5 protein-coding genes are annotated in these 3,403 nt (G+C 64.4%); 1 reads left to right on the top strand and 4 read right to left on the bottom strand.

From position 1 onward, the window contains the following. Both AAG816_RS27600 and AAG816_RS27595 read right to left on the bottom strand, forming a co-directional pair. Positions 1 to 127: PIN domain-containing protein (locus tag AAG816_RS27600; protein ID WP_341992916.1), on the bottom strand; the 127-nt coding region annotated here is incomplete at its 3' end. After that, entirely contained in the window at positions 124 to 378 is a 255-nt protein-coding gene (locus AAG816_RS27595; protein WP_282641783.1) for a plasmid stabilization protein, read from the bottom strand. The genes AAG816_RS27595 and AAG816_RS27600, both read right to left, overlap by 4 nt. A gap of 183 nt (positions 379 to 561) precedes the next feature. On the opposite strand from AAG816_RS27595, the gene AAG816_RS27590 reads away from it, so the two are divergent. Next, a complete protein-coding gene (locus AAG816_RS27590; RefSeq protein WP_341992915.1) occupies positions 562 to 1,179 on the top strand; it encodes a plasmid pRiA4b ORF-3 family protein in 618 nt (205 codons plus the stop codon). On the opposite strand, the gene AAG816_RS27585 is transcribed toward AAG816_RS27590, so the two are convergent. Next, positions 1,176 to 2,108 (bottom strand): DUF2493 domain-containing protein, encoded by a 933-nt coding sequence (locus tag AAG816_RS27585; protein ID WP_341992914.1) that lies wholly within the window; start codon positions 2,106 to 2,108, stop codon positions 1,176 to 1,178. The two genes, AAG816_RS27590 and AAG816_RS27585, sit on opposite strands and share 4 nt — an antisense overlap. Before the next feature lie 369 nt (positions 2,109 to 2,477). Then, a partial coding sequence (locus AAG816_RS27580) for a toprim domain-containing protein (RefSeq protein ID WP_341992913.1) occupies positions 2,478 to 3,403 on the bottom strand: 926 nt, incomplete at its 5' end.

The raw sequence follows: 3,403 nt of genomic DNA, 5'->3' as shown, positions 1-3,403 counted from the left end.
GTTCGGCGATGGTGACGCTGGAGAGATAGAGCGTCTCGGCCGCCTGCTCGTCGAGCCACGCCCGCACGGTGTCGTCGGGCGTGGGCTTCATCGCCTCCGAGATGACATTGGTGTCGAGAAGGATCATTCGAAGCTCATGGGCTCGGCAGGCGTCCTGTCGCGCGCCGGGTTGAGGGCGTCGATGTCCTCATTGGTCAGGCCGAGGCGGCGGCTGCGCTCCGCAAGCTCCGTCCCGAGCCGAAGGCGCGTATCAGGGCGAACGGCGGTCTCCAGGATGTCACGCATCTCGGCTTCGGTGCTGCGGCCATGCTGTGCCGCGCGCACCTTGAGGGCGCGGTGCGTCGCCTCGGAGAGGTTGCGGATTGTCACTGCGGGCATGATGGCGCCTCCAGTAAGGCTGATAGCGTTGATAGCAATATAGATTAACTGCCATCATACTCAAGATTGAGGCGTCGCTTATCCGCCTGAGTGGAAACCGTGCCGCGAGATCGGCACGGGTCTCGCAGTCCGCAACATACGACGCTCTTGACCTTTTGAAGAGTTGCCGGTTTGCTCGGCGCTATGTTTGGACCTCCTAACGCCGTTCGACTCAGGGTCTCGATCAACGAGGTCAAGCCAGTTGTCTGGCGGCGCCTCATCGTGCCGAGCGAATGGAACCTCGATCAGCTTCACCTCGTGATCCAGGCAGCCTTTAACTGGTGGAACTACCACGTCCACGAGTTCGATATCGGGGGACTGCGCTATGGCGATGCCGTCGAAGCCTCGGAGGCTTCGGCCGTCGGCGATCCGGAGGTCTTCGACGAGCGCGCGGTCCGGCTGCGGGATTTCCGCAATGCGGGCACGACGTTCAAGTACCTCTACGATTTTGGCGACGGCTGGCATCATACCGTCGAAATCGAAGAGCTGCTCTTCTTGGAAGGCGTGCCCCGGCAAGCGACGTGCATCGATGGCGCGCGTGCCCGCCCGCCGGAGGATGTCGGCGGCATTCCCGGCTATGAGCGATTCCTGGAGGTGATCGGCGATCCTAAGGACCCCGAGCACCGAGAAACCAAGCGCTGGTGTGGCGGGCATTTCGATCCCGAGTGGTTCGACCTTGCTACCGTCGACAAGGATGTCCGAAGCGCTTTGACGCCGAATGTGAAGCGGAAGCTTCATCAGCCGAAGCCGAAGAAGCCTTAGCCGTATCCGCCACTAGGCCCGAACCGATAGACTGGGATGCCCATCTTACGGGCCTTGTCGGCCAGATTGTCCTGAATGCCGGTGCCGGGGAAGATCACGACCCCGATCGGCACGATGTTCAGCATCTGGTCGTTGCGCTTGAAGGGAGCGGCCTTGGCGTGCTTCGTCCAGTCGGGCTTGAAGGCCACCTGCGGCACCTTGCGGCTGTCGGCCCAGAGGGACGCGATCTTTTCGGCGCCCTTGGGCGAGCCGCCATGCAGCAGCACCATGTCCGGGTGCTTGGCGTGGATCTGATCGAGCTTGGCCCAGATCTGCCTGTGATCGGCGGTGTCGCCGCCCGAGAAGGCGATCTTCGGCCCGACGGGCACAAGCACCTCAGTATCGGAACGCCTCCTGGCGGCAAGGAAATCCCGGCTGTCGATCAGCGCCGCGGTGAGGTGGCGATGGTTGACCCGTGATCCGGCGCGTGGTGTCCAGGGCGAGCCGGTGGCGATACAGTAGCGGTCGGCGGCAGCCTCGCGGAAGGCTTCCATGCCGTCACGCCGGCCGATCAGGTTCATGCCGATGTCGATCAGGCGCTCGAGCTCCAGTGACTTCACCTCCGAGCCGTCCTGTTCGCGCTGAAGCTGCTTCTGGGCCTGCTCGTTGACGTCAAGCTTCTGCTCGATCCAGTCCACGGCGCGATGGAACATGTTGACGGTCGACCAGAGGAGATCAGGGAGGTCGGTATCGAGGCTGGTGTCGGTGATCGTGGCGACCAGGGCATCGAAGATGTCGGCGATGGCGCCTTCGATGAGGCGGTCCTCCGGTGGCGGGCGCTGGTCGCGCTCGTCCTCGGAAGGACGATGGCCGTGGAGCTGCAACTCCTGGATCAGGTGCTCGGTCGGGGATGAGACGTGGTGCGGCTCGTGGTCGTCATGCGCGCTCATGGGATGCTCCGTCGGTTTGGACCGCTTGCCGTGGCGGCCTTCATGGCGACGAAGCCGTCGGGCGGGACGGACCTGCACCCGGAGCGCGGGCATGGTCCACGAAAGTGGGAACCGGTTTCGGGACGAGACCATGCCGGAAAAGCGCACAGGGCCGCAGCGCAGCGGAGGATGGAGACAAGCCGGCGATTTTGCTTCGCGATGGAAAGCGGCCCGAAGGCCGCGCCGGAAAATCGTCGGCGGCAGCCATTGCCGATCCGGTCCGGCTGATGGCCGATCGCCCTCTCGAAGGCGCAAGGCGCGGTCCTTGTCCGTGGGCTGACGGATCCTTGCGGGTATGGCAGCCACGTCTCGCGGTTCAGCCCATTCCAGCTATGGGGGCAGGCTCATGAAGCGCGCGACGTCCTCCGGTGCGAGTTGCACCCGAACACCCGTCCGCAGGGCATCGATACCGAGCCGCTGGAGATCCTCGTTGAAGTCCCCAAGTGCTGGCGACAATGGAATGGCCTCGATGCCCTCGGCGTTCGCCCGTTCAATCAGCATGTCCCGTGCGCCGTCTCCCGCCGGATCGTTGTCGCGAACGATGTAGAGTCGTCGCAGCCGCAGTGGGAACAGGATGGCGGCCAGATGCGCGGCCGAGAGCGCGGGCGCCATCGCCATGCTCGGCAGAACCTGCCGGAGCGACAGCATGGTCTCGATGCCTTCGCCCGCTGCCATCACGCTGTCGGGCACACCGATGCGAACGGTAGACCCAAGCAGATTACCCATCGCCTTGCGCGGCGTGTCGACCGAAGCCTTGTCCGAACCGTCGGGGGCGAGCCAGGTGCGGTGTACGCCGGTGATCCTGCCGGTGAGATCGGTGACGGCGGCGATCATGGCGGGCCAGGACTCTGTCGGGCCGTCGTCAGGCTTGTAGTAGCAGCGCGGATGAAAGCGCAGGTTTCCGGTTCCGTGCAGAAGCGTAATGCCGCGTCGACGCAAATACGTCTCTGCAAGGGTCCCGGCGATAGGCTGCGACATGGCGAACAACCGGCGAGCCGCTTCGACCGACCCTGATGGAGCCGGCGTGACGCAGCGACGTGGTGCTGCGGGCTCCGGTTCGGGATGCGGCAGGCTGAGAAAGATCCGCGCTTCGTCGGCAACGTCAGCGAAGTCGGTGAGGCCCGATGATCCGCGGATTATGTCGAGAAGATCGCCATGTTCGCCGGTGGCGGCATCGGTCCATTTACCCGCCGGCCCCTTCGCGGATGCCTGGAGCCGGACAAAGAGCGAGCGGCCGGGCGTGTTTCTGATATCGC

The organism is Azorhizobium sp. AG788 (genome assembly GCF_943371865.1).
Classification (GTDB): domain Bacteria; phylum Pseudomonadota; class Alphaproteobacteria; order Rhizobiales; family Xanthobacteraceae; genus Azorhizobium.
Note: the sequence above shows the minus strand (reverse complement) of the source record. Positions and strands in the feature narration are given on the sequence as shown.